22 protein-coding genes and 2 pseudogenes are annotated in these 25,909 nt (G+C 71.0%); 11 read left to right on the top strand and 13 right to left on the bottom strand.

Going from position 1 to position 25,909, the window contains the following annotated elements:
- Window position 1 precedes the first annotated feature (1 nt).
- Window positions 2–92 (top strand): annotated as a pseudogene (locus IEY89_RS18890).
- A 489-nt stretch (window positions 93–581) separates the two neighbouring features.
- Here the strand turns inward: IEY89_RS18890 and IEY89_RS18885 are convergent.
- A complete protein-coding gene (locus IEY89_RS18885; RefSeq protein ID WP_189148594.1) occupies window positions 582–986 on the bottom strand; it encodes a DUF5997 family protein in 405 nt (134 codons plus the stop codon).
- 110 nt (window positions 987–1,096) lie between these two features.
- On the opposite strand from IEY89_RS18885, the gene IEY89_RS18880 reads away from it, so the two are divergent.
- On the top strand, window positions 1,097–1,906 hold the full coding sequence (locus tag IEY89_RS18880) for a LysR family substrate-binding domain-containing protein (RefSeq protein ID WP_189148593.1): 810 nt from the start codon (window positions 1,097–1,099) through the stop codon (window positions 1,904–1,906).
- Window positions 1,907–2,476: 570 nt separating this feature from the next.
- Here the strand turns inward: IEY89_RS18880 and IEY89_RS18875 are convergent.
- Together IEY89_RS18875 and IEY89_RS18870 are read right to left on the bottom strand one after the other, a co-directional pair.
- Window positions 2,477–3,166, bottom strand: coding sequence for an HAD family hydrolase (locus IEY89_RS18875; protein ID WP_189148592.1), 690 nt, complete (start codon window positions 3,164–3,166; stop codon window positions 2,477–2,479).
- Between the two features lie 45 nt (window positions 3,167–3,211).
- On the bottom strand, window positions 3,212–3,688 hold the full coding sequence (locus tag IEY89_RS18870) for an Lrp/AsnC family transcriptional regulator (RefSeq protein WP_189148591.1): 477 nt from the start codon (window positions 3,686–3,688) through the stop codon (window positions 3,212–3,214).
- A gap of 193 nt (window positions 3,689–3,881) precedes the next feature.
- On the opposite strand from IEY89_RS18870, the gene IEY89_RS18865 reads away from it, so the two are divergent.
- Together IEY89_RS18865 and IEY89_RS18860 are read left to right on the top strand one after the other, a co-directional pair.
- Complete coding sequence (locus IEY89_RS18865; protein ID WP_189148590.1) at window positions 3,882–5,381, top strand: FUSC family protein; 1,500 nt, start codon at window positions 3,882–3,884, stop codon at window positions 5,379–5,381.
- Window positions 5,382–5,468: 87 nt separating this feature from the next.
- Window positions 5,469–6,494 (top strand): lactonase family protein, encoded by a 1,026-nt coding sequence (locus IEY89_RS18860; protein WP_189148589.1) that lies wholly within the window; start codon window positions 5,469–5,471, stop codon window positions 6,492–6,494.
- A 112-nt stretch (window positions 6,495–6,606) separates the two neighbouring features.
- Here the strand turns inward: IEY89_RS18860 and IEY89_RS18855 are convergent, their stop codons facing one another.
- Window positions 6,607–7,527 (bottom strand): sirohydrochlorin chelatase, encoded by a 921-nt coding sequence (locus IEY89_RS18855; protein ID WP_189148588.1) that lies wholly within the window; start codon window positions 7,525–7,527, stop codon window positions 6,607–6,609.
- Between the two features lie 414 nt (window positions 7,528–7,941).
- On the opposite strand from IEY89_RS18855, the gene IEY89_RS18850 reads away from it, so the two are divergent.
- Window positions 7,942–8,619, top strand: coding sequence for a uracil-DNA glycosylase (locus IEY89_RS18850; protein WP_189148587.1), 678 nt, complete (start codon window positions 7,942–7,944; stop codon window positions 8,617–8,619).
- An 860-nt stretch (window positions 8,620–9,479) separates the two neighbouring features.
- Here the strand turns inward: IEY89_RS18850 and IEY89_RS18845 are convergent.
- Both IEY89_RS18845 and IEY89_RS18840 read right to left on the bottom strand, forming a co-directional pair.
- A pseudogene (locus IEY89_RS18845) lies at window positions 9,480–9,617 on the bottom strand (uracil-DNA glycosylase); the annotation flags it as partial.
- A 255-nt stretch (window positions 9,618–9,872) separates the two neighbouring features.
- Window positions 9,873–10,958 (bottom strand): WD40/YVTN/BNR-like repeat-containing protein, encoded by a 1,086-nt coding sequence (locus IEY89_RS18840; protein ID WP_189148586.1) that lies wholly within the window; start codon window positions 10,956–10,958, stop codon window positions 9,873–9,875.
- 212 nt (window positions 10,959–11,170) lie between these two features.
- Between IEY89_RS18840 and IEY89_RS18835 the strand changes: the two genes are divergently transcribed.
- The gene (locus IEY89_RS18835) at window positions 11,171–11,737 is read left to right on the top strand and encodes an Rv1733c family protein (protein WP_189148585.1); all 567 of its coding nucleotides are present in this window, start codon (window positions 11,171–11,173) and stop codon (window positions 11,735–11,737) included.
- Window positions 11,738–12,293: 556 nt separating this feature from the next.
- On the opposite strand, the gene IEY89_RS18830 is transcribed toward IEY89_RS18835, so the two are convergent.
- The gene (locus IEY89_RS18830) at window positions 12,294–13,100 is read right to left on the bottom strand and encodes a pectate lyase (RefSeq protein ID WP_189148584.1); all 807 of its coding nucleotides are present in this window, start codon (window positions 13,098–13,100) and stop codon (window positions 12,294–12,296) included.
- Window positions 13,101–13,152: 52 nt separating this feature from the next.
- Complete coding sequence (locus IEY89_RS18825) at window positions 13,153–14,133, bottom strand: pectate lyase family protein (RefSeq protein ID WP_189148583.1); 981 nt, start codon at window positions 14,131–14,133, stop codon at window positions 13,153–13,155.
- A 445-nt stretch (window positions 14,134–14,578) separates the two neighbouring features.
- Between IEY89_RS18825 and IEY89_RS18820 the strand changes: the two genes are divergently transcribed.
- The 3 genes from IEY89_RS18820 to IEY89_RS41505 all read left to right on the top strand — a co-directional run bounded on the left by IEY89_RS18820 (window position 14,579) and on the right by IEY89_RS41505 (window position 17,945).
- A complete protein-coding gene (locus tag IEY89_RS18820; protein WP_189148582.1) occupies window positions 14,579–15,913 on the top strand; it encodes an extracellular catalytic domain type 1 short-chain-length polyhydroxyalkanoate depolymerase in 1,335 nt (444 codons plus the stop codon).
- Window positions 15,914–16,061: 148 nt separating this feature from the next.
- Window positions 16,062–17,423: an SGNH/GDSL hydrolase family protein gene (locus IEY89_RS18815; protein ID WP_373287259.1), complete on the top strand. Its 1,362-nt coding sequence runs from the start codon at window positions 16,062–16,064 to the stop codon at window positions 17,421–17,423.
- A gap of 399 nt (window positions 17,424–17,822) precedes the next feature.
- A complete protein-coding gene (locus IEY89_RS41505) occupies window positions 17,823–17,945 on the top strand; it encodes a hypothetical protein (protein WP_268240741.1) in 123 nt (40 codons plus the stop codon).
- On the opposite strand, the gene IEY89_RS18810 is transcribed toward IEY89_RS41505, so the two are convergent.
- Together IEY89_RS18810 and IEY89_RS18805 are read right to left on the bottom strand one after the other, a co-directional pair.
- Window positions 17,942–19,345 (bottom strand): nucleobase:cation symporter-2 family protein, encoded by a 1,404-nt coding sequence (locus IEY89_RS18810; RefSeq protein WP_189148581.1) that lies wholly within the window; start codon window positions 19,343–19,345, stop codon window positions 17,942–17,944. The genes IEY89_RS41505 and IEY89_RS18810 overlap by 4 nt on opposite strands.
- 263 nt (window positions 19,346–19,608) lie before the next feature.
- Window positions 19,609–20,961 carry an FAD-dependent oxidoreductase gene (locus IEY89_RS18805; protein WP_189148580.1) on the bottom strand — a complete coding sequence of 451 codons (1,353 nt, stop codon included), beginning with the start codon at window positions 20,959–20,961 and terminating at the stop codon, window positions 19,609–19,611.
- 204 nt (window positions 20,962–21,165) lie between these two features.
- Here IEY89_RS18805 and IEY89_RS18800 point away from each other — a divergent pair, with 204 nt between their 5' ends.
- Window positions 21,166–21,639, top strand: coding sequence for a DUF6214 family protein (locus tag IEY89_RS18800; RefSeq protein ID WP_189148579.1), 474 nt, complete (start codon window positions 21,166–21,168; stop codon window positions 21,637–21,639).
- Between the two features lie 45 nt (window positions 21,640–21,684).
- Here the strand turns inward: IEY89_RS18800 and IEY89_RS18795 are convergent, their stop codons facing one another.
- Entirely contained in the window at window positions 21,685–22,341 is a 657-nt protein-coding gene (locus tag IEY89_RS18795) for a DUF305 domain-containing protein (RefSeq protein WP_189148578.1), read from the bottom strand.
- Window positions 22,342–22,550: 209 nt separating this feature from the next.
- Between IEY89_RS18795 and IEY89_RS18790 the strand changes: the two genes are divergently transcribed.
- Entirely contained in the window at window positions 22,551–24,053 is a 1,503-nt protein-coding gene (locus tag IEY89_RS18790) for an LVIVD repeat-containing protein (protein ID WP_189148577.1), read from the top strand.
- A gap of 263 nt (window positions 24,054–24,316) precedes the next feature.
- Here the strand turns inward: IEY89_RS18790 and IEY89_RS18785 are convergent, their stop codons facing one another.
- Both IEY89_RS18785 and IEY89_RS18780 read right to left on the bottom strand, forming a co-directional pair.
- Window positions 24,317–25,006, bottom strand: coding sequence for an HAD family hydrolase (locus IEY89_RS18785; RefSeq protein ID WP_189148576.1), 690 nt, complete (start codon window positions 25,004–25,006; stop codon window positions 24,317–24,319).
- Window positions 25,007–25,189: 183 nt separating this feature from the next.
- Window positions 25,190–25,879 (bottom strand): phosphatase PAP2 family protein, encoded by a 690-nt coding sequence (locus IEY89_RS18780; protein ID WP_189148575.1) that lies wholly within the window; start codon window positions 25,877–25,879, stop codon window positions 25,190–25,192.
- Window positions 25,880–25,909: the final 30 nt, after the last annotated feature.

The raw sequence follows: 25,909 nt of genomic DNA, 5'->3' as shown, positions 1-25,909 counted from the left end.
TGGAGAGGTGCCCGGAGTGGCTGATCGGGGACCGAGAGAGTGTTCGAGGTCGAGTCGAAAGGCTCACGCAGGTTCGAATCCTGCCCTCTCCGCCGAAAGATGTGGGCCCCTGCTCGGCCTACCGTGAACGGGCCGCCAGTCCGGCGATGCCGTCCCCGGCGGGAGCGTCCGTGAGCTGGGCCAGGACGTTGTCGAGGATGACGTCCAGGGAGGCGCGCGGCGGGAGCCGGAGCCCGGGGGAGGCGGCGCAGCGACACGTCGATGTCCTCGCCGCGCCGCTCCATCAGCCCGTCGTGCAGAGCAGGAGGACGCCGTCCGGGACCGTCGGGCGGGAGTTGGCCGGAGTTCGCTTAGGAGCAGCACCTCGACGTCCTCGACGAGCAGCGGCCGGAAAGCGTCCATGACCTCCGCGCCACTCAGTTGTCGTCGGCTCAGCGCTCGCCGCACGGCAGAGACAGTGACCGGTGGCATGGGGGCCGTGCGCATGTCGGGAGCAGGCGCTCCGCGGACGCCTGCCTGTCCGTGGAGAGCACGGAGGAGCCGGTCACGAGCGTGCCCCGGGCCGACCCGGCCCGCTGCGCCTACCTGCCCTGGTTCTCCCGCTTCTCCTGCTGTTCCTGGTGCAGTTCCTTGATGCGGGCGGCTTCCTTGCGGACATCGACCTGCACCGAGCGCTCGTGCCGGAGCCACTCGGGGTCGTCCTGCTTCAGGGCGTCGATCTGCTCGGTGGTGAGCGCCTCGGTGACCCCGCCGCGGGCGAGCCCGGCGATGGAGACGCCCAGCTTCGACGCGACCACCGGACGGGGGTGCGGGCCGTCGCGGCGCAGGTCACGCAGCCAGGCCGGCGGGTCGGCCTGCAACGCGGTCAGCTCGGCGCGCGTGACGACACCCTCCTGGAACTCTGCGGGGGTGGCCTGGAGGTACACACCCAGCTTCTTCGCCGCGGTCGCGGGCTTCATGGTCTGGGAGGTCTGCTGCGTCGTCATGGTTCAAGGGTATCGAGCGTATGAACCAGCGCCGACCACGGCGGACGGGGGCGGTAACGGTGAGCAGGGCGGGAGCGCGACGGGAGGAGTACGGAAGGTAGCCTGGCGCGGTGACTGGCTCGGAAGATTCCCCCGCGTTCCGGCTCGCGTACGTCCCGGGAGTGATCCCCGCCAAGTGGGTGCGGATCTGGAACGAGCGGCGAACCGACGTCCCCCTGACCCTGCTCCAGGTGTCCGCCGCCGAGGCGCACGCCCTGATGCTGGCCGGCGACGCCGACGCGGGCCTGGTACGTCTGCCGGTCGACCGTACGGTGCTCAGCGCGATCCCCCTCTACACGGAGACCTCGGTGGTCGTGGTCCCCAAGGATCATCTCGTGGCCGCCGTCGACGAGGTGACCGCCGAGGACCTCGCCGACGACATCGTGCTGCATCCCCTCGACGACACTCTCGGCTGGGAGACCCTCCCCGGCCGCCCCGCGCTCGAACGCCCCGCGACCACCGAGGACGCCGTCGAACTGGTCGCGGCCGGGATCGGTGTCCTCGTCGTTCCTCAGTCCCTGGCCCGCCTCCACCACCGCAAGGACCTCACGTACCGCCCGGTCACCGACGTGCCCGAGTCCCAGGTCGCACTGTCCTGGCCGGAGGAGCGCACGACCGACCTGGTCGAGGATTTCATCGGCATCGTCCGGGGCCGCACCGTCAACAGCTCCCGCGGACGCCGGGAGGAGCCCAGGGCGGACCAGCCGAAGCCCAAGAAGCGCTCGGGCACGGAGGGCACGGCCCGCAAGCCCGCCGCGGGAAGGTCCGCGGGCCGGGGTGCGGGCGCCGGGAAGGGTGGAGCGGCGGGCCGGGGCACCCGCAGCGGCGGTTCCGGCAAGTCCGGCGGTACCCGCCAGGGCAAGCCCCGCCGCAAGTCGTAGCAAGCACCCCGCTGCGGCCCTGAGCGGCCCCGGCTTCGCAAGGGGGCGCGGGGAACCGCGTGACCAGCCCCCACCGGCCCGCGGCGAAAGAACCGCGTACCGAACGGAGCCCCAGGCGCCGGGCCCCGGCGATACCGCGAAGCGGTCCTGCCCACGAGCCGGGACGCGTGAACCCGAGTCCGCAGCGATCTCGAACTCGTACAGCCGGGACGGCGGCACCCTCCGCACCTCGTACCGCGCGGACGCGACCTCGCGCCGGACCGGGCAGACCTGGCGGAGACGGACGCCTACTCACCGCCAGGCGTACCCGCGGGGCGCGGACACCCCCGAGCCGCAGGCCGTGACGTCGTACGGCGGGCACGGCGCCGGCCCGGTCCGGGGCGCATGGACCACGAACTCCCGCACCGGGTCCGGGAAACCCTCACCGCGCTCAGGGCCCAGTACGGCGGAGGCGGAGGCGAACCGGATGCGGCGACTGGCCGCGGAATTCCGGAAGTTGAGGGCGGAGGCGGGGGCGGGGCCGAGCGACTCCCGGGAGCCGCGCCGGGGACTTTCCCGAGGCGCCCCGCGCTACCCTGCCCTACCGGCGAGCCAGTCGTACGCCGCCCTGGCCGTGAACTCCCGCTGGCCGCCGCGCAGGAGCAGGTCCGCCGTCGCGAACCCGGGATCGTCGGCCTGAGCGGCGAGGTACGGGATCGCGAGGCAGCGCATACCGGCTCTGTGCGCGGCGACGCTGCCCGGAGCCGCGTCCTCCAGGACGACGCAGTCCGCGGGGGCAGCTCCGAGACGCCGCGCGGCCTCCAGGAACACGTCCGGCGCGGGCTTGCCGTGGGCGACCTCGTCGGAGGACACGACGGTCCGCAGATGCGCGTCCAGGCCGGTGCCCGCCAGAATCGCGCCGATGGCCCGCAGCGCGGAACCCGAGGCCACCGCCATGGGAACGCCCTCACCGGCCAGCAGCTCCACGAACTTCCGCATCTCCGGATAGACGGGGGTGGAGGCCCTGGCCAACTCCAGATAGCGCCGGTTCTTCTCCGCGAGCAGCTCCTCGACCGGCGCGCTCAGCCCGTACCGTTCCCGCCAGAGTGTGACCGTCTCCCGCGTGCTGATGCCCACGGACTCCTCCTGGTCGGCCCAGGTGAATCCGGTGACGCCGTACGCGGCGAGGGTCTCCCGGCTCGCCTCGAAGTAGTTCGGCTCGCTGTCCACGAGGGTTCCGTCGAGATCGAAGATGACCGCGGTGGTGCCGAGGGTGCTCATGGTTCCCAGGATGCCAAGGGCCGGGGACGGGCGCGGGGCGCAGAGTCAGCCGGTGGGTGTACGCCCGATCGACTCCACCAGGGGCAGCAGCCGGTGCGGGACCCGCTCGCGCAGGGCCACCTCCGTGCGGGTGCGGACCACGCCCGGCACGCTGATCAGTGCCTGGATCACGTCCTCCAGGTGAGCGTTGTCGCGGGCCACGACCCGCGCGAGGAGATCACCGCCCCCGGCGATCGAGAACGCCTCGACGATCTCCGGCACGGTCGCCAGCGCGTCCCCGACTTCGTCGAGATGGCCCTGGGTGACCTCGATGTGCACGAACGCGAGCACGGGGTGGCCGAGTGCGGCGGGGGACAGGGACGGGCCTGTGCCGGTGATCACGCCGTCCCGTTCGAGGCGGTCGAGGCGGGCCTGGAGGGTGCCGCGCGCGACGCCGAGGACACGGGCGTACTCGCGGACGCTGGTGCGTGGCTGCTCCAGCAGCAGCCGCAGGATCCGGGTGTCCAGCTGGTCCACGGCCATGGCATCGGCCTCCTCGTCCATGGTCCGTTGGCACGTCGGTGGATGCTCACGGACCGAAATGTCTGTGCCAATGGCCCAGCGTATGCGACCCCACTTGAGCCAGTGGTGGCGGCAGTGCTGCAATGATCCCGTCGATGGCGCTGCGGACTCCGCGGCGCCTTTTCCATGCCGATTCCAGTGGGGCGGGACAGCAGTGCTGAAGAGGGTGTTCATGGCGCCGGACCCGGGCCGCGCCCGGCTGCGGTTCGCCGCGCGGGCCGTGCTCGGCATCGGCCTGGCGGTCATCGTCTGCGGCCTCGCCGTGCACTCGCTCGCCGGGGCCGTGACCGGCGGACTCGCCGCGCTGCTCGCCCTGTTCACGGTCACCGACGCCACGGTGCGCGGGCAGGCGGTCACCACCGCGTTGCTGCCCGCCGTCGGGCTCCCGGTCCTCGCCGCCGCGGCCGAGCTGCACGACCGCCCGGTCGCCCGCGGGCTCGTCCTCCTCGCTGTCGTCGGCGCCGGTGTGTACGCGCGCCGCTGGGGACCGCGCGGCCACAGCCTTGGCGTCTTCGCGTTCATGACCTTCTTCGTCGCCCAGTTCCTGCACACGGGACCGGAGCACCTGCCCGAGCTGTCCGCCGCCGTCGTCCTGTCCCTGCTCACCGCCTCGACGGTGCGCTTCGGGCTGTGGTGCTACGAGCGTCGTACGCCCCCACCGCCGGCCCCCGTCGCCCCGGCCGGCGAACGAGGCCTGGCCCGCGCCACCACCCGCCAGGCCGTCCAGGCGACGGCCGCCGCCGGGTTCGCGCTGGTCGTGGGCCACCTGGTGTCCGGGGATCGCTGGTACTGGGCCGTCGGCGCCACCTGGTGGATCTTCGTGAACACCACCTCGCGCGGAGAGACCCTGGTCCGGGGCTTCCGCCGCATCCTCGGCACGGTGCTCGGCATCGGACTCGGTCTGGCCGTCGCGGTCCCGGTGGCGGGGGCCGCGGTCCCCACCGCCGTGCTCGTCGCCGTATGCGTGTTCGGCATCTTCTACTCGGCCGCCGTGTCGTACACCTGGATGATGCTCTCGGTCACCCTGCTCGCCGAGCTCCTGTACGGGCTTCTGGGCGTCCTCGATCCGGCGCTGCTCGGCGTACGGCTCGCGGAGACCGGGGTCGGCGCCCTGGGTGCCCTGCTGGCGGTCGTCCTCGTGCTGCCGATCACCACGCACGCCACCACCGACGCCTGGATCCAGCGCGCCCTGCGCTGCGTCCACACCTGCACGGCCGAGGCCACCGCCCGGCTGGCCGGGGTGCCGGGCGCCGACCCGGCACCCCGGGTGGCCGAACTGGAGCTGCTGCTGGGGCGTGTCCGGCTCTCGGTCGCGCCGCTCGTGCATCCGCTCAACCCCGTGCGCACCCGTAAGCGCCGCGCCCGCCGGGTACTGGCGCTCCTCGACGACTGTGCCCGCGAGATCCGCGGTCTGGCCGCCGTGGCCGCCGACCTGGAGGCCTCTCACGACGCCCGGCTCGCCGCAGCCTGCCGGCGTGTGGAGACCGCGGTGGAGGCCCTCACGGCAGGCCGCGCGGACGCCGTCACCGCCCCCGCCGACCGGTCCCACGCCACCGAGCCCGCCCTCGCCCACCTGCACGGACTGGAACGGGCCCTGGCCGAGCTGGCCGTTCCGCTGCACCGCCCCGCCGGCTCGGCGCTGGCCGAGGTCTGAGGTTTTCCCGCCCATACCCGGCCTTCTGGTCTAGACCGATGCGGTACGGTCGCCCGGACCGATGCAGGAGACCGAGAGGGGACGGCAATGGGGCGACGGCGAGCGTTCATCGGCTCGTTCACGGCGGCGGGAGGCCCAGGTGTGCTGGTCGCCGCCGTGGACGACGACACAGGTGCCCTGACCGTACTCGGCGTGGCGAGCGACGTACCCGACCCGTCCTATCTCGCCCTCGCCGCCGACGGACACACGCTCTACGCGGTCAGCGAGACGGCCGAGGGTGCCGTGGCCGCCTACCGGGTGAGCGGCGACACGCCCGAACTCGCCGGGCCGCCCGTGCCGGTCGGTGGCAGCGGGCCCACGCACCTCGGCCTCTTCGCCGGGCACGTGCTGACCGCCAACTACGGCTCCGGCAGCGTCACCGCGGTGCCCGTCCGCGCCGACGGCGCCCTCGACGGCACCGTGTCCGACGTGCGCCAACACACCGGCTCCGGCCCGCATCCGGCACGACAGCGGGGGCCGCACGCCCACCAGGTGCAGCCCGACCCGAGCGGCCGATGGGCCGTGGCGGTCGACCTCGGCACGGACTCCGTGCACGTGTGCGCCCTGCGTGCCGGCCGCCTCGTACCGCATCGCGAGACCGCCCTGCGTCCCGGTTCCGGACCGCGCCACCTGGCCTTCCATCCGGAAGGCACATACGCGTACGTGTTGAACGAACTCGCTCCGACGGTCACCGTCTGCCGCTGGGACGCCGCCGAAGGCCTCCTGACGCCCCTGCGCGAGACACCGGTGCTGCGGGGCGCCCCGGACGGCGACGCCTACCCGTCGGGCATCGTCGTCTCGCCCGACGGCCGCTTCCTGTGGACGGCGACGCGCGGACAGGACGTCGTGTCCGTGCTCGCCGTCGAGGATGCCGGAGCCGCCCTGCGACCGGTCGGCACGGTGCCGTGCGGCGGTCACTGGCCCCGCGAGCTCTCCGCCTCGAACGGATTCCTCTACGCCGCGAACGAGCGCTCCGGGGACGTGACCTGGTTCGCCCTCGACCCCGACACCGGCGTCCCCCGTCGCGCCGGATCGATCGCGGTCCCGGCGGTGTCCTGTGTGATCTTCGGCTGAGCGCACGCCCTGGGGCCGGACACGCCGAGGGCCCGCTCCCGGAGAGGAGCGGGCCCTTCGGCGTACCAGGTGTTCCGGTCGTCGGACCGTGTCGTACGGAGTGCTGTCCGGGTCAGCGGACCGGGGTGCCCTGCGGCTGCTGCGGGGTGATGCCCAGTGCCGTCGTGTACTTGGCCAGGGCCAGCTTGCCGATGGCCGGGTAGGGGCCGAGCGCGTCGGAGGAGGCACAGCCCGCCTCCTGGGCCGCGGCCTCCAGCAGACCGGCGTCGATCTCCGGGCCGATCAGATACGGGGCGAGCGCGAGGTTCTGCGAGCCCGAGGCGCGCAGTTGTTCGGCGATGGCCGCGATCGAGCCGTCCTGGTCGAGGGCCGCCGCCATCACCGGCACGGCGAGGCGCGCGGCGAGCAGCATGCCCGTGATCCCGGCCGCCTGTACGGCCTCCTCGCCGCCCACCGAGGCCAGGATGATGCCGTCCGCGGCGGTCGCCACGGTGAACAGGCGGGCCCGGTCGGCGCGCGCGAGGCCCGCCTCGGACAGTCGTACGTGCAGCCCCTCGGCGAGCAGCGGGTGCGGGCCGAGGACATCGGTGAGGTCGGCCGCGATACGGCTCTCCATGACGGCCTGGCGGATCTGGCGCAGCAGCGCGTTGTCCGGACCGGCGAGCAGCGGCACGACCACCGCCACGGGTCCTTCGGGCTCCTTGGCGTTTACCCCGGCGGCGCGGGCCTGCTCGTAGCGGGCGGTGCGCTCCTGCGCGGTGTGCGTGAGCACGAACTGGAGCGTGGGGAACTCCGCGTCGTCACCGTCGAGGTACCCGATGCGGGCGTCGAGGCCGGGGAGTTCGGAGCGGGCGATGCTCACGACCTCCTCGGCGAGGCTCCGCGTGGCGGGGCTGGGCCCACCCGGCACCGCGAGGACGAGCGCGGGCGCACCCTCGGGAGCCGCCAGCGGTTCGGGGCGGCGGTGCCGGCCCGGCTGGCGGGGGCGCGGCATTCGTACTGGCAGGCCGGCGGGCCCAGTGGGGGAGCTCATGGCGCCGCATGTTACTGGCTTATTGGGCTCCCCTGTTCGGGGAGGGGGCAGGTGAGCGGTATCCGTCCGCTTTTGTCTGATGAGTTACGTACGGATCAGAAGTGATCAGTTCGTGACATCCTCGCGCGGGACGGGAGGGGTGGGCTCGGTCGTCGCGACGTTCCGGCGCTGGTCAACGGCGTGTGGTCGGCATGTCCTGGCGTGATGGGCGGACTTGCTCACCCATAGAACGAGTCATTATTTGCTCAGCAATAGTGCATAAAACTCCTATGCCGGTCATTCGGATTCGCATATCGGGCGCGACGGAGAACCACAGCCCCACCGGGGAGGCGGTGGCCGAGCGGCTCGGCCGTTGGATGCAGCGGGCTCCCCTGTTTGTGCGGGCTCCGGTGTGTGCCAGTAGGGTGACGCGCTGTGGCACCACGACCCTTGCATGAACTTGTCGAAGCAGGCTGGGCGAAGGCTCTTGAACCTGCGGCCGAACGCATCGCCGCGATGGGCGACTTCCTCCGGGCCGAGATAGCGGCCGGTCGGACCTACCTTCCCTCCGGCGCGAATGTCCTGCGGGCCTTCCAGCAACCCTTCGACGACGTCCGCGTCCTGATCGTCGGTCAGGATCCCTACCCGACGCCGGGGATGGCGATCGGGCTGAGTTTCGCCGTGTCGCCCGAGGTGCGGTCGCTGCCGGGCAGTCTGGAGAACATTTTCCGGGAGATGCACTCCGACCTGGGGTTGCCCCGGCCGTCGAACGGTGATCTGACGCCGTGGACTGAGCAGGGGGTGCTGTTGCTGAATAGGGCGTTGACAACGGCTCCGCGCAGTCCCGCTGCGCACCGGGGCAAGGGGTGGGAGGAGGTCACCGAGCAGGCGATCCGAGCGCTGGTGGCGCGTGGTAAGCCGCTGGTGTCGGTGCTGTGGGGGCGTGATGCGCGAAATCTGCGGCCATTGCTGGGGGATCTGCCGGCGATCGAGTCGGCCCACCCGTCCCCGATGTCGGCGGACCGGGGGTTCTTCGGCTCACGGCCGTTCAGCCGGGCCAACGACCTGCTCGTCAAGCAGGGTGCCCAGCCGGTGGACTGGCGACTGCCGTAGGGCATGGCATGGCCCTCGTGGTGGGGGTGCCGTGTGCGGCTGCCTGCCGCCGTCCCACGGAGACGTCCTGCGAGGGATGTTCGCCGGCCGTACCGACTGCGAGTCCACGATCGCGACAAGCGGACGGCGTCTCGGTCGGCGTCGGCGACTTGCTTGATCGTCGCCGCGACCACGCCGACGTCTGGTGCGCGCAGTGCCGAGCAGTGGTCGGTGTCCAGGCGCTCGGTGACCAGGACCGCGCTTGAACCCGATCCGCCCGGACGGCGATTCCTTGGTCCGGCCGATCCGCGGCGAGCGCGACGGTGTGCACGGCGAGTACCTGGTCGGACACGTACGTGGCGACCGCGTCGCAGTGCCGTTCGTATGTCCGCCAACGGTGGCCAGCATTTTGGTCGACACATCATGCCCGGCGGTACGCAGCCGTGCGGACAGCGCCAGGAGAACGTTCCGCACCCGCTCTTCCGAAAGAGGGCCCGCGTCGGCGGGAACGACCACCGACGAGGCGTCCACACCGAGCGCCAGGCAGACCGTCGTGGCGGAGCCCGCGAGGCGCTGCCACATCGGCTCGAAACGGAGAGCCGGCCCGATCGGTGGCGGCGGGTCGATCAGTACCACGCTCCTTGCCGCCTCGTCGTAGCCGGCCGCGACTCGAAGGCCAGCTGGCCACCCATCGACCACCCGCGAGCACGTCCGGTCGCAGATCTTCGTCGTCAAGGCCGCTACGGTACCGGTTTGCCGGGCCCGTGATGTTGGGACGCCCTCGCGGGAGTCGACCGGCGTCCCGTACGCCCGGCGACGGGCGGGACGCCGTCGACGACGGTGAGGATCTGGGCGACGTCGGCGACATTGCGCGTACCCCTAGGGGTCGGATACGGGTCCTGTCCGACGATCAGGACCCGTACGACGTCGAAGAGCTGCTGGAAGGCCCGTAGAAAGTTCGGTCCGGCCGCGAGACAGGTGCGTCGCGCGGCGATCTCCGGGCGCAGGAAGCCGCCCAACCCGGCGAGCCGTTCGGCGACGGTTTCGAGAGCCTTGTCGACCGGTGGTCGAAGAACGACCGCGGATGACCGAACCGTTGACTGGTCCGACCCCGGCAGGGCGTACCGCTGCTGACAGGTCTGACAGGTCTGACAGGTCTGACAGGTCTGACAGGTCTGACAGGTCTGACAGGTCTGACAGGTCTGCCAGGTCTGCCGGTTCTGGCAGCTCTGACGGTTCTGCCAGTTGGGCCTGAGCTTCTTCCTGACCGAACCTCAGTCGATCACCGCGGCCCGCACGCACAGTACGTCCGGCAGATGCGACGCCAACTGCTGCCAGCTGTCGCCGTCGTCCGCCGACGCGTACACCTCGCCGTTGCGGTTGCCGAAGTAGACACCCGCCGGGTCCGCGTCGTCCGTGCACAGGGCGTCGCGCAGCACGGTGCCGTAGTGGTCCTCCTGGGGCAGGCCCGCGGACAGGGGCTCCCAGCTCTTGCCCGCGTCCGCCGTACGGAAGACGCGGCACCGGTGGTCGGCGGGGACGCGGTCCGCGTCGGCGTTGATCGGGAAGACGTATGCCGTGTCGCCGCGGCGCGGATGGGCTGCCACCGCGAAGCCGAACGTCGAAGGGAGGCCGGCACCGATGTCCGTCCACTGCGTGCCCGCGTCGTCGCTCCGGTACACGCCCCAGTGGTTCTGGAGGTAGAGCCGGTCCGGGTTGGCCGAGTCCTTCGCGATCTTGTGCACGCACTGGCCGAACTCAGGGTTCGGATCCGGCAGGAACACCGCGGAGACACCGGAGTTGGACGGGGCCCAGTTCTCGCCGCCGTCGGACGTGCGGAACACTCCGGCCGTCGAGACGGCGACCGTCAACGCGCGCGGGTCGCGCTGGTCGGTGACGATCGTGTGCAGCCCCTCACCGCCGCCGCCCGGCACCCACCGGGAGCGGGTGGGGTGTTCCCACAGCGGGCGGACCAGTTCGAACGACTCACCGCGGTCCTCCGAGCGGTAGAGCGCCGCCGGTTCCGTGCCCGCGTACACCACGTCCGCTTCCGCCGTCGACGGGTGGAGCTGCCAGACGCGTTCCAGTGAAGCGCCCGTGTCCTTGGGGAACTTGACCGCGGGCTGCGCCGGTTCGGTCCACGTCCGGCCCAGGTCGTCGGAGTGGAAGACCGACGGTCCCCAGTGCGCGCTGTCGCCGCCTACCAGCAGCCTCGGGGTGTCACGCCGGGTGTCGATCGCCACCGAGTACACGGCCTGCGCGTTGAAAGAAGGGCTGTCGTCGAACTCCCATGTGCCACCGCGCCGGTGCCCGATGAACAGGCCTTTGCGCGTGCCGACCGTGAGCAGTACCTCGGTCATGCCGATCGCCTCCGAGACGTCTTTGTCCAGTCATCGGCCAGTCTGCACCCCACCACTGACAGTCACCTCTGGAAACGGCGTCATCGCAGGTCGGAGCGGTTTGTCGGCGGGATGTGACGGAGACCTCGGGTCGGCCGTGAGCAGCGCTGGGGCATCGCGCGTATGGGAGGACGGCAGGGCATGTCCGTGTGCGCGTGAGGAGGATGCCTTCGATGGCGGCATTCCGTGGTCCCAGGGTGTGGCTGTGGCGTTGGCGGCGCAATCCGCTGAGGCGCCGGGTGGATGCCGTGGAGGGATGGGCCGTACTGGCCACCTGGGCACTCATCGTCCTCACCGGCGTCCTCGTCGGCCTCGCGTCGACCCACTCCGTCGAACAGGGGCTGGCGAGGGAGCGCGCCGAGTGGCGCCCCGTGACGGCACTGGTCGTCGAGGACGCGCCCGGCACGGCAGGCAGCGAGAAGGTGTGGGCGAAGGTCCGCTGGAGCGCCGCCGACGGCACCCGGCACACGGGTCAGGCTCGGGTCGACTCGGGCAGCACCGCGGGCACCTCCGCGACGGTCTGGACGGACCCGCAGGGCCGCCTGGTGACGGAGCCCGCCACCGAGTCCGAGGCCCGTCTCAGAGCAGCCCTGGTCGGCGCCCTCGCGGGCGCGAGCGCGGCGACCGTGCCGTACGTCGGCTGGCGCCTCCTCCGCGGCCGTCTGGAGCGACGGCGGATGGAGGAGTGGGACGAGGCGTGGGAGCGGTTCGACCCGATGTGGGGGCGCAACACGCGCTGACCCGTGTCGAGGGAGGCGGGGGAGCAGGGGGAGGGACTTGCGGCCTCTCACCCGCTCCACCAGTCCCCGCCGGCTGTCGAGTGGGTGAGCGGCCTGGTGTCCGGCTGTGTCGAACCCGGCGGCCGGGGCGCCGACCGTGACGTCGCGCTCGGCGAGCCGGTCGGTCATCGGCCACGGCATGGGCGTGGGCGGCGCCCTCCTGGCCACGCGAGTGCCGGGCTGCGGCACTGCGCCGACGCCACTGCTCGGCCAGTCAACTCCCGCGACAGCACGGGCAGTACGGCGGACACGTTCCCCTCCACCGGCGACAGCGCGTCGGCCGCCTCGACGACCTTCGGCAGCAACTCCACGATGCCGCGCCGGTCCCGCACCTCCTCCCGGGCGACGACCGCGAGCAGGGACGGAACGCAGGCGAGAGGGAGAGCGAGTGAGTGAGCGAGTGCGTACGCTCCGTCGACGCGACGGTCAAGGCCTCTTGACGTCCAGGAGCCCGGAGGACGGCGGCTGTACGAGGCGGGTGCGAGCCGCCTCGTACAGCCGCCGGAGGGGGGATGGATCAGCGGTACGTGATGTCGCTCGTCGCGTACTTGCAGTACGTGCCGTCGGGGTTGGAGCCGTTCGTGGTCGGCTCCTTGCCGGTGTTGTTGCCGATGTACTTCTGGCAGGGGACGATCTTCCTGCTGGAGTCCCCGACGATCGTGATGCCCCGCAGGGTCGCGCTGTCGCCGTAGTTGGTGTTGATGCCGGCGAGCTTGCCGCCCGACCAGGTCGCCTCGATGTTGGTGAGGTTGATGGTCCGCTTGTACTGCGTGGAGCAGTTGCCGCAGGACCGGACGAAGGTGCCGAAGTTCTTCGCCGCGAAGTTGGAGATGTTGAGCGTCCCGGCACCGTTGAACTGGAACACCTTGTCGCTGGCTTCCTTGGCGCCGCCGCCGGAGATGGTGTAGACGTTCGACGAGGAGCTGCCCCGGAAGGTGGCGGCGTCCTCGCCGACGTCCTCCCACCACACGTTCTGCAACGTGCAGCTGCCCTTGCAGTGGATGCCGTCGGCCGCCGGGGCGCCGATGATGACGTTCTTGAGGACGGCGCCCGCCGCCAGCTCCAGGATCGGCCCCTGGTCCTCGTCCTGGCCACCGGAACCGAGATCCCCGGTGCCGTAGAGACGCTTCATCCCGTAGTCCTTGGTGCCGGAGACGGGGATGGTCGCGGAGACGCCCTGGCTGCCGTTGGCGGTCGGCCAGGTCGCGGCGCTCGCCGGGGTGAGCGCACCGCTAGTCATGATCATGCCAAGCGAGAGGCCGAGGGTGGCCAGGGTGCCGGTGAGTGCGCGCCCGCGCGCGCGTGGACGTGCTGCGGAAGTCATGTCCCGATGCCTTCTTCCGGTCGGTCGTGCCGTGTGGGGAGTTGGGGATCGTTCAGAGCTTTCCGGTGCCCGCACCCGACGTCACCGAGGCGACGACGGTCGAGGCCGGCTCTGCGGTGTAGCTGTACGGAGCGGTGGTGAACGTGCCGACCCGCGAGACCTCCGTGGCGGCTCCGCCGAGGTCGTTGCCGCGCAGGTTTGCGTATCCGTCGATGTCGCTGCTGCGGTTCGTGGTGACCGCGACCGCCGTCGAACGGAAGACGTTGTTCTCGACGAGCATCTGCGCGCCCATGCGGGAGTGCACGGCGGTCTCGGCGCCCTGGACGTAGTTGTCGTAGAAGTGGCCGGTGCCGAACCGCAGGCTGGGGATGCGCGAGTGGACGTTGCTGAAGTGGTTGTGGTGGTACGTCACCTTCAGGTGGCCGGTGTCCTCGGACGCGTTGTTGTCGCTGTGGCCGACGAGCGAGCCTTTGAAGTGGTCCTTGAAGGTGTTCCAGGACACGGTCACGTTGTCGGAGCCGTGATTGATGTCCAGCAGGCCGTCGTAGTGGTCCTTGTCGTGGGTGCGGTCCGCGGAGAAGGAGTTGTGGTCGATCCACACCTTCGTGGACTCCTGGACGGTCACGCCGTCGGACGGTGCGAGCGGCTTGCTGATGTTGAGGTTGCGGACGACGACGTTCGTCTCCTCCTTGATCCGCAGGCCGCCGCCGGTGAACCCGGAGGACGAACCGACGCCCAGGACCGTGGTGTTGGAGCCGAGGTCGACCTGACCGCTCAGCGTGATCAGACCGTTCACCCGCACGACCTTGGCCGCGTTGCCCGTGACGGCCGCCCTGAAGGCGGCGAGCGTCGTCACGGTGACCGGGGCGGCGCTGCCACCGCCGGTCGTCCCGGCGCCGAATCCGATGGGTGCGTTCTCGGCCGCCCCGGCCGGCTGGGGGACGGCCAGAACGGCCACGGCCGCGAGAGCGGTGGCCACGACTGTCGCCACCAAGGGTCTTTGCGTCTGTGTACTGGGAGGGTCTGTACGCATGCGGGTGCGTCCCTTCGGGAGGCCGACTGATCGAGGGGAAGATCAGCCATATGAACGTCATTCACCATGTTGTGCGCCACGTTGTGTGCTGTGCGCGAGCTGGTGGAGCGGTGACGGCGGGCCCGAGGTGGGGGGAAGGTAGCGCTCCAGGGAGTGCACTGTCCCTGGGGAGCATGCTTCGGGGCCGTCTCGTCGAATGCGGATCGACATCGATGGGTCACGTCGCTGAACGGAAGGTAGGGGGTAAGCGCTTTCTGGTCAACGGTTTGCGCGCAATGTGTGCCGACCGGTTCCGCAACCGCTGGTCGGCGAATGTTTTCGACGTGTGGGAGCGCTTCCATGGCGGCCATGCTCATGCCACGATGCGGGCGGGCAGCCCCGCCGAGCGGGACTTCGACTTCCGCCACGCGTACCCCACGAGCCGTGATCAGGAAGGGACAAGGACGTGTCCACCACTGTCGGCAACATCGCGAGAAGACCGCTGCGTTCGGTGCTCGTCGCGCTTCTCGGAGGCCTGCTGCCGTTACTCGCGGCAACATTTCTGGCCGCGCCCGCGGCGTCTGCCCGTACGGAACCGCCCGCGCCGGCCCCCGCGGTGGCCGCCGCGGCGCTCACCGAGGTGACGAACTTCGGGACCAACCCCAGCAACCTGCAGATGTACGTGTACGTGCCGGACAGCGTCACCACCCGCCCTGCGGTTCTGGTGGCCGCCCACTGGTGCACCGGCTCCGGCCCGGTGTTCTACTCCAACACCGAGTACGCCTCGCTTGCCGACCGCTACGGCTTCATCGTGATCTACCCCTCCGTCACCCGCAGCAGCAAGTGCTTCGACGTCTCCTCGCCGCAGGCGCTCACCCGGGGCGGCGGCAGTGACCCGGTGGGCATCAAGTCCATGGTCGACTGGGTCACCCGCACCTACAACGCCGACACCGGCAGGGTCTTCGCCACCGGCGTCTCCTCCGGCGCGATGATGACCAACGTCCTGCTCGGCGACTACCCGGACGTGTTCGCGGGCGGTTCCGCCTTCTCGGGCGTGCCGTTCGGCTGCTTCGCCACCACCAACGGCTCGGAGTGGAACAGCGACTGCGCCAACGGGACAGTGATCCACACCCCGCTGGAGTGGGGCAACCTGGTGCGCAATGCCTACCCCGGCTACACCGGGCCCCGGCCGCGCATGCAGCTCTGGCACGGCACCGAGGACGACACCCTGCGCTACCCCAACTTCGGGGAGATGATCAAGCAGTGGACCAACGTGCAGGGGCTCACCCAGACACCGGCCACGACCGACTCGCCCCAGTCAGGCTGGACCCGTACCCGCTACGGCGCCACCGGTGACAAGGCGCCGGTCGAGGCCATCAGCCTTCAGGGAGTCGGCCACAACCTGATCACCACCGGCATGGCCGCCCGTGTGATCACCTTCTTCGGCCTGGACAGCGGCGGCACCGTGCCCCAACCGCCGGCCGGTCCCTGCGAGGTGGCGGTCACGACCAGCGCCTGGAACACCGGGCTGACGGCGTCCGTGACCATCACCAACACCAGTACGACGGCCGTGAACGGTTGGAAACTGGGCTTCACCCTGCCCTCCGGCCAGACCATCACCTCCGGCTGGAGCGCCACCTTCGCACCGGCCTCCGGCGCGGTGAGCGCCACCAACGTCACCTACAACGCGACCATCGCGCCAGGCGCGAGCGTCGGCTTCGGCTACCAGGCGAGCCACACCGGCAACAGTGCGGCGCCGTCCGGCTTCACGCTCAACGGAGCGGCCTGCACGGCCGGTTGAGCTCCGCTGTGCCGGGTGCGTGCCACGAGCGCGCACCCGGTCACCTGCCGCTCCACATGATCGAAGCAGACGCCGAACGGATCTGAAGCAGACGCCCGGCGGATCCGGAGAAGACGCCCGGATCCGGACAGAGGGAGGCACCCGGCCCGTGAAGTCGCTCCGCCGTACGCAGTCGTCCCGGCCCCAGCGGCCGTCCGCCAGAACAGCGCTCGCCCACCTGGTCGCCACCTGCGTGTTCGTACTGGCCCTCGCTGTGGCGTCCTCCGCCGTGGTGGCCCTGGTCAGGAGCCCGCAGCCGACGGTCGCCGACCCGGGCCGGTCCGCGCCGCACTGGGTCAACACCTGGACGTCGATGCCTCAGCTCACCGAACCCGGCAACATGCCGCCCGCACCCTTCACGGGGGAGCGTGCCGTCCTCGTCGACACCACCCTGCGTCAGACCGTCCGTGTCTCCACCGGCGGCGAGCGCATCAGGCTGCGCTTCTCCAACGCCTTCGGTACCACTCCGCTGCCCTTGACCGCCGTGACGGTCGCCCTTCCCCAGGACGGCCGGGCCGGGGTGAGCGCCGTCGAACCCGGCACCCTGCGCGAGGTGACGTTCGCCGGACGCCGGGCCACCACCGTCCCCGCAGGCGCCCAGGTCGTCTCCGACCCGCTGGACTTCGGGCTGCGCCCCGCGACGAACCTGACCGTGACGACGTACCTCGCCGACGGCCAGGCCTCGCTCGCGCTCACCTCGCACCCGGGCTCGCGCACCACCTCGTATCTGCGCACCGGAGACGGCACGGGCGAGCAGGACCTGGCCGGGGCCACCCCGGTCAACCACTGGTACCTGTTCAGCGACGTGGAGGTGCTCTCCGGGCGGGACACGCGTGCCGTCGCCGTGCTGGGCGACTCGCTGTCCGACGGCAGGGGCTCCACGACCAACGGCAACAACCGCTGGCCCGACCAGCTCCTGGACCGGCTCAGAGGCCTTCCGGGCGGCAACCGCATCGCCGTGCTCAACCAGGCCGCGGGCGGCAACCGGGTCCTCAACGACGGCCTCGGCCCCAACGCCCTCGCCCGGCTCGACCGGGACGTCCTGGCGCACAGCGGGGTCTCCTGGCTGATCGTCTTCGAGGGCGTCAACGACATCGGCACCGCCGAGACCACCCCGGCCGCCCAGCAGCGCGTCACCGACGACCTCATCGCCGCCTACCGGCAGATCGTCGTCCGCGCGCATGCCCAGGGCATCCGCGTCTACGGCGCCACTCTGACGCCCTTCCGCGGCAACACGCCGTACGACGATCCCGCGGGCCTGCGCGAGACGACCCGACAGGCCGTGAACGCCTGGATCCGCACCTCGGGCGCCTTCGACGCCGTCGTCGACTTCGACCGGGCGGTCCGCGATCCGGCCGACCCGGGCCGGCTGCGCCCGGACCTCCACGACGGGGACTGGCTGCATCTGAACCCCGAGGGATACCGGACGCTGGCCGCCGCCGTTCCCGCGTCCTGGTTCAGGAAGGGCTGATCCCGGGGCGATGGCAGCCACCAGCGCTCTCGTTCCTGGGCGTACGGGTGAACGGGCCGCGTGCGGGAGAGCAGGTGGTCCCGGCTGATGACGCCCTGGTGGCGGTGATCGATGCGCGCGGCATTCTCACGGGCTGGAACGAGGGCTCCCGCCGGCCCACCGGGTACGCCGCCGTCGAGGCCACCCACCCCCCGGCGGCGGATCCGATGGGCCGACGGCTCGCAACCGGCCTGGCGGGCGCTACGCAGGTCCGGCACAGCAGTCGCGACCGTAGTACGGCACCGGGACGGGCGGCGCCCGGAGTCGGCGCTGCGCCTGTGTCCGGTGATGCCGGGAGTGCGGCAGGCATACGTCGTCATCGTCCCGCCCGACGACCTTCCAAGGCGAAGCTGAGCCGCCGTGAGCACCGCAGCTCCCGGTACCGGCAGCCGTGACGACCCGATGCGGCTCCAGGTCGTGCGGGAGCTCTCCGCCACCCGCGACGAGCTCCCCTGTCTGAACGGCCTGCGCCGGGACGACTAGACGACCTCTTCCCGGGACTTCCCGACGGACTCCTGTCCGCCGCCGACCCCCTGGCCGACCGCCATGGCCGAGTCGTCGTCGGCTGAACCGCCCTTCCCCGCAAGGTGGTTGAAGAGGAGGTTCAGGACGATCGCCGTCAGGCAGCCCGCGCTGATGCCGCTGTTCATCACCGTCTGGAACCAGTCCGGGAACTTCGCGTACACCGTGGGCACGCCGACCGGCAGCATGCCCACGGCCACCGAGACCGCCACGACCGTCAGGTTGTGGTTGTCCCCGAACTCGACCCGGGCCAGCGTGCGCAGCCCGCTCGCGGCGACCGTTCCGAACATCACCAGGCCCGCGCCGCCCAGCACCGGCGCCGGTACGGCCGCGACCACCGCGCCCAGCTTGGGCAGCAGACCGAGCAGTACGAGGATGCCGCCGGCGGTCGCCACGACCCAGCGGCTGCGCACCCGGGTCATCCCGACGAGGCCGACGTTCTGGGCGTAGGCCGTGTACGGGAAGGTGTTGAAGACGCCGCCGAGGACGGTGGAGAAGCCGTCGGCGCGCAGCCCGTCGGCGAGGGAGCGCGGCTCGACCTTCCGGCCGGTCATCTCGCCGACCGCGATCAGGTCACCGGTCGTCTCGGTCATCGTCACCAGCGCCACCACCAGCATGGAGATGATCGCCGAGACCTCGAAGGCGGGCGCCCCGAAGTGGAACGGCGTGCTGATGCCGGCCCAGGCGGCGTCCCCGACCCCGTCGAAGTCCGTGAAGCCGAAGGGAATCGCCACGGCCAGCCCCACCACGATGCCGATCAACACCGCGATCCGGCTCAGGAACACGGGCGCGAACCGCTGCACACCGAGGACCACGGCCAGGACGAAGGCGGCCAGCGCCAGGTTCTTCGGCTCACCGAACTCCGCCGAACCCACTCCGCCGGCCGCCCAGTTGCCCGCCACCGGCAGTAGCGAGAGGCCGATGACCAGGATCACCGTGCCGGTCACCAGCGGCGGGAAGAACCGCAGCAACCGCCCGAAGACCGGCGCGAGCAGCACGATCGCGAGTCCGGCGACGATCACCGAGCCGTAGATCGCGGGGAGCCCGCCGCCCGTCGTGCCGATGAGAACCATCGGCGACACGGCCGCGAAGGTGCACCCCTGCATGATCGGCAGTCGGACGCCGAAGCGCCAGAAACCCACGCACTGGATGAGCGTCGCGATCCCGCACACCAGCAGGTCCGCCGTGACGAGATACGCCAGATCGGCGGGCGACAGCTTCATCGCGCCACCGACGATCAGGGGCACGGCCACAGCCCCCGCGTACATCGCGAGCACGTGCTGCAGACCGAAGGCGGCCAGCTGGCGTACGGGTGGGACCTCGTCGACGGGATGCACGGGCGGGGGTGCGGTGGGGGCCATGCGTACTCCAGGGGCGGCGGGGTGAGCGGGTGTTCCGAGGCGGTGGGGGAGCGGCCGGACAGGGGAGGCCGTAAGGGGATTGAACAGTTTGTTGATGTCTGGCCTGTTGCCGATGTGTGTCATGCCCACCGACGTGCCCTTGACCCCGCCGGACAGGGCGGTGTGCTCTCTGCGGGCCGGTGCAGGCCGGTGCAGGCCGTGCGGTCCCGTTGGGACTGGTCGTGCCCTGCGGGGGAGCCGCGATGCGATGAGGCCCCGCGACCCTAAAGGGCGTCCTCCGCCTGCGCCGCTGCCATGAGTGAGTCCCAGTCGGGCAGCTTGACGACGCTCCGCCCCAGCGTGGCGCCCAGTTCCGCCTCGGCCCGTTCGATGGCCTGCCAGCCCGCCCACCCCACCGGCCGGAATCCCTCCGCGCGCAGGGTGGTCAGCGGGTCCTGTGACCTGTCCTGGCGTACGAGCACGGCGGCGTCCGCGAGCAGGGAGGTCGCCGTCTCCTTGGCGCAGGGCCGGTTGGTGCCGATGACGCCGGTCGGGCCGCGCTTGATCCAGCCGGCCACGTACTCGCCGGGGGAGGGGTTGCCGTCGCGCAGGACGCGGCCCGCGAGATGCGGCACGGTGCCGTGTGACGCGTCGAACGGCAGCCCGTCGAGCGGGACCCCGCGATAGCCGACCGAGCGGAGCACGAGCTGCGCCTCGATGTCCTCGTACTGCCCTGTCCCCGCCACACCGCCCCTCCCGTCCGGCACCGTCCGCTCGAAACGCACCGCACCCACCCGGCCCCCGACGGCGAGCAGCTCCACCGGACGGCGGAAGAAGCGCAGCCGGATACGGCGGGCCGCGCCCGCGGGTGGCACGGCCGCCCAGCCGCGCAGTGCCTCCACGTTGCGGCGCTGCACGGCGGGCAGGGCCGACGGGTCGGCGTACGCCGGATCGAGCGCCAACTCGGCCTCGTCCACGACGACGTGGGTGTCCGGCAAAGAGCCCAGCTCGCGCAGCTCCTTGGTGGTGAAGCGGGCCTGCGAGGGGCCGCGCCGGCCCACCATGTGGATGTCGGTCACCCGGCTCGCGGCCAGGGAGGTGAGCGCGGCCTGCGGTATGTCGGTGGGGCTCAGCTCGGCAGGGCCGCGTGCCAGCATCCGGGCCACGTCCACCGCCACGTTCCCGACGCCGATGACCACCGCCGAGCGCACTTCGCGGACGAATCCGTCGTCGCCGGCGTCCGGGTGGGCGCTGTACCAGGACACGAACTGTGTCGCCGACCAGCTGCCCGGCAGTTCCTCACCGGGAATCCCCAGGTGGCGGTCGGTGGCGGCGCCCACGCAGTACACGACCGCGTGGTACAGCTCCCGCAGTCGGGCCCCCGGCAGCTCGCCGGGGCCGCAGCCGATCCGGACACCGCCCAGGAAACGCACCCGGTCGTGCTCCAGGACCGTGCGCAGGTTGTTCTGCAGCGACTTGATCTTCTCGTGGTCCGGCGCGACGCCGTACCTCACCAGTCCGTACGGCGCCGGCAGCCGGTCGAGGACGTCGACCAGTACCTCCGGATCCTGCTGGACCAGGCTCTGCGCGGTGTAGACCCCGCTCGGACCCGAACCCACGACGGCGACACGCAACACGGCGGAACCCCTCACTGCGGGACGCTGCGGAACTCCCTGTTGCTGACACCTTCAGGATCGCACTCCCGGAGCTGCGCTGACAGGGTGCGGGACAGGAAGGGCGCGCGTGTCCGTTCGTATGGAATGTGATGATGCGGTTACGTTCCGTATGTGATGGAAACATCCTTTCTTCATCTTTCCGGTCGCTGCCCGACGGAGGGCGTGGTGTCGGTACGGCCCGCCTGGGAAGTGCAGGAGCACGAGGGCTCGGCGACGACCGCATGGTTCGACGTCCGGCTCGCCTTCGCCGACGGCGCCCACGTCGACGTACTCGCCGTGGTCCGTGACGCGGACGTCTCCATCGAGGACGTACGGGCGCAGCCCGCGCTGTCGCTGGACGATCTGGCGGCGCTCGCGGACTGGATCGAGGGGCCGCTCTTCGAGGCGTGCGGCGACGGGCCCACGGCGACCGGGCAGTCCGAAGGAGGCCTGCGGCCTCGTCGCGCCCGGCCCGCCTGGCCGCGCGGCATCGAGGGGCGGTGGCTGGTCGCGGAGGAGTACCGGGCGGCCCAGGAAGAGGGCGCCGACCCCGTTCTCGCCGTGATGTGCGCGACCGGCCACAGCCGACGCCGATCCCTCAGGCTGATCTCGCAGGCCCGTGACGCGGGGTTCCTGACGCCTCGTCATGCCCGGCGCTGAGCAGGGGTTTCCGGGAGATGTGCTGCCCCAGTCGGCGTGCGCCGACTACATTCCGCGCATTCGGTTGATCTCGGTGGTCTGCTGTGCGATCACGTCGTCGGCCATCTCCTCGACCCGGACGTTGTTGCCCTGCCCCTTCACCTCGGTGGCCATGGTGACGGCCCCCTCGTGATGCGTGATCATCAGCGTCAGGAACAGTTCGTCGAAGGCCTTCCCCTTCGCCGCGCGCAACGTGGCGAGCTGAGCCTCGGTCGCCATGCCGGGCATCGCCTCGTGGGCGTGCCCACTGGCCCTGTCATCACTGCCGTTGTCCTTCAACCAGCCCTGCATCGCGGCGATTTCGGGACCCTGCGCGGCGGCGATGCGCTCGGCCAGCAGCTTCACGGCTGTCGACTCGGCGCGCTTCGGGACGAGTTCGGTGATCTCGAGCGCCTGCGCGTGGTGCTCGATCATCCTGCGGGCGTACGAGATGTCCGCCGAGTTGGGCGAGTCGTCCGGCAGTTGCGCCTTCGCCTCCTCGGGGGAGAGCGTCTGGGCCGCCTCGCCGGGCAGGCCGGGCGCGATCACCGAAGGCCCGGTCGGCTTCCCGGACTTGGCGTCCGCATCGGCGGACGGCTTTGAGTCGCAGGCGCCGAGCGCGAGGGTGAGCGCGAGCACGGCCAGGACCGGGCGGAGGGTGCGGGACGCGCGGCGGACGGGCACAACGACCTCCAGTGTCAGATGGGTTGACGGACACCTCGCGGGTACGGGCGCACCTCGTGAGTGCTGTCCGTCCTAGCACGCTTCCATACGTCGGTGATCGGAAACTTTCGTTACGACTGCCTTGCCTACTGTTGATCGGTACATGATGACGACGATACTTCGGAGGACCGTGAACCGTTCTGACCCGAACGGCTATCAGGGAGGATGCAGTGACCCTGTCAAATGATCCCCGAACGCGGCACAGACGCCTCGGAGTTGTGGCCGTAGCGGCCGGACTCCTGGCCGCGCTGCTGACCGCAGGCCCCGCAGTCGCGACCCCCGACCCGGGGGACGGCCCGGCGGTGCCGGAGAAGATCTCCAAGAGCGTGCAGACCCAGGTCAAGGAAGCCCTGGCCCAGGGCGAGATACCCGGGGTCGACGAGATCGTCCACTCGGACAACATCACGCACCTCAGCAACGTCCCCAAGGGCGCGCTGTCCGGCACCAACACGGACCTCGTCTTCCAGGGGAAGTACGCCTTCTCCGGCAACTACGACGGCTTCAGCGTCTTCGACATCAGTAACCCGAAGGCCCCCAGGACCGTCTCCCAGGTGCTGTGCCCCGGCGGCCAGAACGACATCTCCGTCTCCGGGAACCTGCTCTTCCTGTCCACCGACTCCTCGCGCAGCGACAGCAGTTGCAACAGCGTCTCGCAGCCCGCGACCGAGAAGTCGTCGTGGGAGGGCATGAAGATCTTCGACATCACGGACAAGGCGAACCCGAAGTACGTCGCCGCCGTGGAGACTGCCTGCGGCTCGCACACCCACACGCTGGTGCCCGAACGCAAGAACGTCTACGTCTACGTCTCCTCGTACTCGCCGAGCGCCGCGTTCCCCGACTGCCGGCCGCCGCACGACGGCATCTCGATCATCAAGGTGCCGCGAAAAGCTCCGGCGAAGGCGGCGGTTGTCGGCTTCCCCGTGCTGTTCCCCGGTGAGGGCCCCGACGGTGGCGGCAACCCCGGCTCGCCCACCAACCCGGGCGTCTCCAAGACCACCGGCTGCCACGACATCACCGTGCTGCCCTCCAAGGACCTCGCGGCGGGCGCCTGCATGGGCGACGGAATCCTGTTCTCCATCAAGGACCCGGAGCGCCCGAAGGTCATCGATCGGGTCCAGGACAACGTCAACTTCGCGTTCTGGCACTCGGCGACCTTCAACCAGAAGACCAACAAGGTCGTCTTCACCGACGAGTTGGGCGGCGGCGGCGCGGCCACCTGCAACGCGGAGATCGGGCCGAACCGCGGGGCCAACGGTATCTACGACATCGTCGGCAAAGGCGACAAGCGCAAGCTCGTCTTCAAGAGCTACTTCAAGATTTCCCGCTACCAGGCGGACACCGAGGTCTGCGTGGCCCACAACAGCTCGCTGATCCCGGTCAAGGGCAAGGACATCATGGTCCAGGCCTGGTACCAGGGCGGTGTCTCCGTCTGGGACTTCACCAACTCCACGAAGCCCAAGGAGATCGCCTACTTCGAGCGCGGCCCGGTGACCACCGACCGCGTCACGACCTCCGGCTCCTGGTCGGCGTACTACTACAACGGCTACATCTACTCGAACGACATCGCCAAGGGCTTCGACGTCCTGAAGCTCGACGACCGGCGGACGGATCCGGCCAAGAAGGTCCGCGTGCGCGAGCTGAACGTCCAGACGCAGCCGGACTACTTCGACTGACGGTCGCCGACGGATCCCTCTCGCGCGTCCCGTCGGGCACCCCGGTGCCCGGCGGGACGCCCATGTCCCGGGAACGCCGCCGTGATTCCTCATTGACCGAGGCGCCGCGTGGGGACATGCTGTTACTTCTGCGTTGACATTTTGTCAGTTGGCGAGGGTCGACGCAGCCGGAGCCGCCCTGTGCGGGCGGTTTCGGACGGCCGCCTGTCTGGGGTGACGCGGGGGATCACCTCAGACCGGCGTGCCCGTCTCGGAGCGCGGTTTCAGCCGATCAGGTTCAGCATCGGCCGCAGTCCGTCCGGCCGCTGCGACACCGGCAGATGGTCCACGAAGTGCACCGCGCACCCCAGTGCCGCGGCGCCCCCGTCCGCGCGCCGGTCGTCGCCGACCATGAGGACGTCGTGCGGGACGACGCCGAGCGCGTCGCAGGCCACCTTGAACAGGCGCGGGTCAGGCTTCTGGATGCCGTGCTCGTACGACAGGACATAGGCGTCGACGTACGGGTCGAGCCCGTGCTCCCGGAAGACGGGGCGCAGGTCCCAGCCGATGTTGCTCACCACCCCGACGGAGATCCCGCGCTCCCGCAGCGCTTCCAGCACCTCGGCGGCGTCGGCGTACGGGGTCCACGCGGCCGGCGTCATGTGCCGCTCGTACAGCGCGTCGTACAACGCCGGGTCGGGAAGCGCGACTTGCCGGGCGACCCCGGTGTACGCGGACCTGTGCAGCTGCGCGCTCTGGTCACGGACGCCCCACACTGCGGCCAACTCCTGCGGCAACCGCTCCGGAGAGGCCCCGCCCGGCAGCGCCCCAGCCGTCTCCAGCGCCCGCGCCGCCACCGTCAACTCCGGCTCGGGCAGGGCGAGACCGCGCTCGGTGAGCACGGCGCGCAGCCAGGACTCGGTGGACTCGATACGGAAGAGGGTCCCGGAGAAGTCGAACAGCACGGCAGCCATGCGCCGGACCCTACCGAAGGATCCGTCCAGCGCGGGGCCGCCGCGATGAACGTCAGTTCGTCGCCGTCGCCAGGGCCGCGCCCGCCGCAGCCGATTCCCGCGGCCGTCGTGGATCGTACGCATGGGCCAGGGGTGATCGGGGCTGAAGGGGACCGTCCGCAAGGGGAGGCGTGAACAGCGAGGTCAGCGCCGTTCGGGCGCCGACGACCCGAACCGCTCGTACGACACAACTGCCAGCGCCACCACGAGGGTCCCGAGAAGCCATCCGCCGAGGACGTCCGACGGCCAGTGGACGCCGAGCCAGATCCGGGTCAGGCCGACGCCCACGACCGAGATCACCGCCACAGTGACCGCCGTACGCCATGCGACGGCTCCGGCGCCGTAGCGGCGCAGCAGCCACAGCAGCAGGCCGCTCACCACCGTGGCGGTCATGGCGTGGCCCGAGGGGAAGGCCGCGTAGTGCGCGGAGTCCACGGGGTCGGGCCAGACGGGACGGGCGCGGCCGACCGCCGCCTTCAGGCACTGCTGGAGCACTGTGCCCAGCGCACAGGCGACCACCAGCCACAGCGCGAGCCACCACGCCGAGTGCCGCCACACCAGCCACACCGCCACGGCCGCGACCAGCAGGCGCATCGTCAGCGGGTCCCACACCCAGTCCGTCAGGATCCGGAACGCGTGCGTGAGCCCGGGTTCGTCGACCGCCCAGCGATGGGTGGCGCGCGCGATGTCGCCGTCAAGGGTGATCAGCGGGTGCCAGTCCATGGCGACCAGGGCCAGCAGCAGCACGGAGACGAGGGCCAGGGGGACGATGAGGCGGACGGCCGGGTGGGGGACCGGGCGCCGGAGTCGGGGGCCGAGGTGGGGGGTGCTCATGATGCGATCCTCGCCGACGTGCCGGGCGGG

This window comes from Streptomyces lacrimifluminis, assembly GCF_014646095.1.
Taxonomy (GTDB): domain Bacteria; phylum Actinomycetota; class Actinomycetes; order Streptomycetales; family Streptomycetaceae; genus Streptomyces; species Streptomyces lacrimifluminis.
The sequence above is the reverse complement of the archived record's forward strand: the minus strand, read 5'-3'. Positions and strand labels throughout refer to the sequence as shown.

Bases quoted from the DNA above. Each gene is read 5' to 3' on its own strand.
- IEY89_RS18885 (WP_189148594.1), bottom strand. From the start codon at position 986: ATGACGACGCAGCAGACCTCCCAGACCATGAAGCCCGCGACCGCGGCG.
- IEY89_RS18875 (WP_189148592.1), bottom strand. From the start codon at position 3,166: ATGAGCACCCTCGGCACCACCGCGGTCATCTTCGATCTCGACGGAACC.
- IEY89_RS18870 (WP_189148591.1), bottom strand. From the start codon at position 3,688: ATGGCCGTGGACCAGCTGGACACCCGGATCCTGCGGCTGCTGCTGGAG.
- IEY89_RS18860 (WP_189148589.1), top strand. From the start codon at position 5,469: ATGGGGCGACGGCGAGCGTTCATCGGCTCGTTCACGGCGGCGGGAGGC.
- IEY89_RS18855 (WP_189148588.1), bottom strand. From the start codon at position 7,527: ATGAGCTCCCCCACTGGGCCCGCCGGCCTGCCAGTACGAATGCCGCGC.
- IEY89_RS18840 (WP_189148586.1), bottom strand. From the start codon at position 10,958: ATGACCGAGGTACTGCTCACGGTCGGCACGCGCAAAGGCCTGTTCATC.
- IEY89_RS18835 (WP_189148585.1), top strand. From the start codon at position 11,171: ATGGCGGCATTCCGTGGTCCCAGGGTGTGGCTGTGGCGTTGGCGGCGC.
- IEY89_RS18830 (WP_189148584.1), bottom strand. From the start codon at position 13,100: ATGACTTCCGCAGCACGTCCACGCGCGCGCGGGCGCGCACTCACCGGC.
- IEY89_RS18825 (WP_189148583.1), bottom strand. From the start codon at position 14,133: ATGCGTACAGACCCTCCCAGTACACAGACGCAAAGACCCTTGGTGGCG.
- IEY89_RS18810 (WP_189148581.1), bottom strand. From the start codon at position 19,345: ATGGCCCCCACCGCACCCCCGCCCGTGCATCCCGTCGACGAGGTCCCA.
- IEY89_RS18785 (WP_189148576.1), bottom strand. From the start codon at position 25,006: ATGGCTGCCGTGCTGTTCGACTTCTCCGGGACCCTCTTCCGTATCGAG.
- IEY89_RS18780 (WP_189148575.1), bottom strand. From the start codon at position 25,879: ATGAGCACCCCCCACCTCGGCCCCCGACTCCGGCGCCCGGTCCCCCAC.